Raw genomic sequence first — 1,325 nt, 5'->3', positions numbered from 1 at the left:
CCTGTCGTCGTGCTGGTGACGGTGAAAGCGGCCGGGGGGTGGGGGGAAGCTGACACGGAGGAGACGTCTGTGGTGGCTGCTCCTTGTTGTGATCCCGGTGAGTGTTGTGGTCCCGGTGAGTGCAGCACGGACGGGAGAGCCAGGCACAGGGCTGCTGCGGTGCAGGCCGCGGTCGCGCCCAGGGCGTGCCGGCGGTGGCGGCGCTGGTCGGCGCGTCGGCGGATCTCCGCAGCGGGCAGGCTCGGTGCGGGCATCTGCGTGCCGAGCAGCCGCAGCTGGTCGGCGAGGGTGTCGTGGATGGGGTCAGACACGGAGCTTTCCTTCCTCGCTGGTCGGGGTTTGGTCAGCGAGTTTGGCCGCGAGCGCGGTCCGGCCGCGGGCGAGGCGGCTCTTGACGGCGCTGACGCTGGCGCCGGTCTCGGCCGCGACCTGCTCGACGGAGAGGTCGCACATGTGATGCAGGACCAGGGCGCCTCGCTGTGCCTCGGGCAGGTCGCGGAGCGCGGTGACCAGCATCAGGTGCTCCTCGGTGGGCGGCTCGACGGTGGGTGGTTCCTGGCGGTGGTGGCGTCCGGCCAAGTGCAGGCCCCGGGCGAGACGCCGCCAGCGGGAGTGGGCCAGCCGCCGGGCCGTGGTCCGGATCCATGCCTCCGGGGCGTCGTCCGGGTCGAAGGTGCGCCTTCGGTCCCACGCGCGGATGAAGGCCTCCTGGACCACGTCCTGTGCTTCGGACCAGTTGCCGGTCAGCGCGTAGAGCTGCCCGGTCAGGCGGGAGAAGGACGTCGCGTAGAACGCGTCGAACTCCTGTGGCGTCATCAAGGACCTTTCTTCTGGGGCTGTCCGTCAGCTCGCGGCACAGGCGATGCGCGAGGAAGCACTCCTCGGTCGCGGCGGTGGAGCCGTGCGTCTTGGGCGGAGCCTCCCGCCCTGTACGCACGAACGCCGTCCCAGGGTTGCACCGACGGCCTGTGACCTGGATCACGTGTGCGGGGTGCGACCTGTCGGGCGTCGGGAGGCGTACAGGGGCGCGGGCATCAACCGGACGCCCGCAGGAAAGGACACGGATTCATGCGTATCCGCCCGATCATGCTCATCGCCGCCACCGCCACCGCCGCAGCCATCGCGACCGCGGGGGGAATGGCCACTGCCGCAACCGGCACTTCCACGCCCACCCCCACGGCCCACGGCAAGCCCTCCGGTGCGCCCACCGCCACGGCCCACGGCTCCGGCTCGGCCGGCGCCTCGGTGGTCTCCGGCAGCGGCCCGTCCGTTGCCCGTGCGACTGCCACCCCGGCCGCTTTCACCGTCACCAGCACGACGACAGC

The 1,325-nt window shown here is 71.9% G+C and carries 1 protein-coding gene and 2 pseudogenes; 1 reads left to right on the top strand and 2 read right to left on the bottom strand.

Translation table 11 applies throughout. The annotated features are described in order from the left end of the window. Both ACIRRH_RS43925 and ACIRRH_RS43920 read right to left on the bottom strand, forming a co-directional pair. Positions 1 to 311: pseudogene (locus ACIRRH_RS43925) on the bottom strand (hypothetical protein); the annotation flags it as partial. Further along, positions 304 to 816: a SigE family RNA polymerase sigma factor gene (locus ACIRRH_RS43920; RefSeq protein WP_403079107.1), complete on the bottom strand. Its 513-nt coding sequence runs from the start codon at positions 814 to 816 to the stop codon at positions 304 to 306. The pseudogene ACIRRH_RS43925 and the gene ACIRRH_RS43920, both read right to left, overlap by 8 nt. A 252-nt stretch (positions 817 to 1,068) precedes the next feature. On the opposite strand from ACIRRH_RS43920, the pseudogene ACIRRH_RS43915 reads away from it, so the two are divergent. Further along, positions 1,069 to 1,325, top strand: a pseudogene (locus ACIRRH_RS43915) (hypothetical protein); the annotation flags it as partial.

Source organism: Kitasatospora sp. NPDC101235, from assembly GCF_044767505.1.
Lineage (GTDB): Bacteria > Actinomycetota > Actinomycetes > Streptomycetales > Streptomycetaceae > Kitasatospora.
This window is presented reverse-complemented; position numbering and strand designations above follow the sequence as displayed.

Bases quoted from the DNA above. Each gene is read 5' to 3' on its own strand.
- ACIRRH_RS43920 (WP_403079107.1), bottom strand. From the start codon at position 816: ATGACGCCACAGGAGTTCGACGCGTTCTACGCGACGTCCTTCTCCCGC.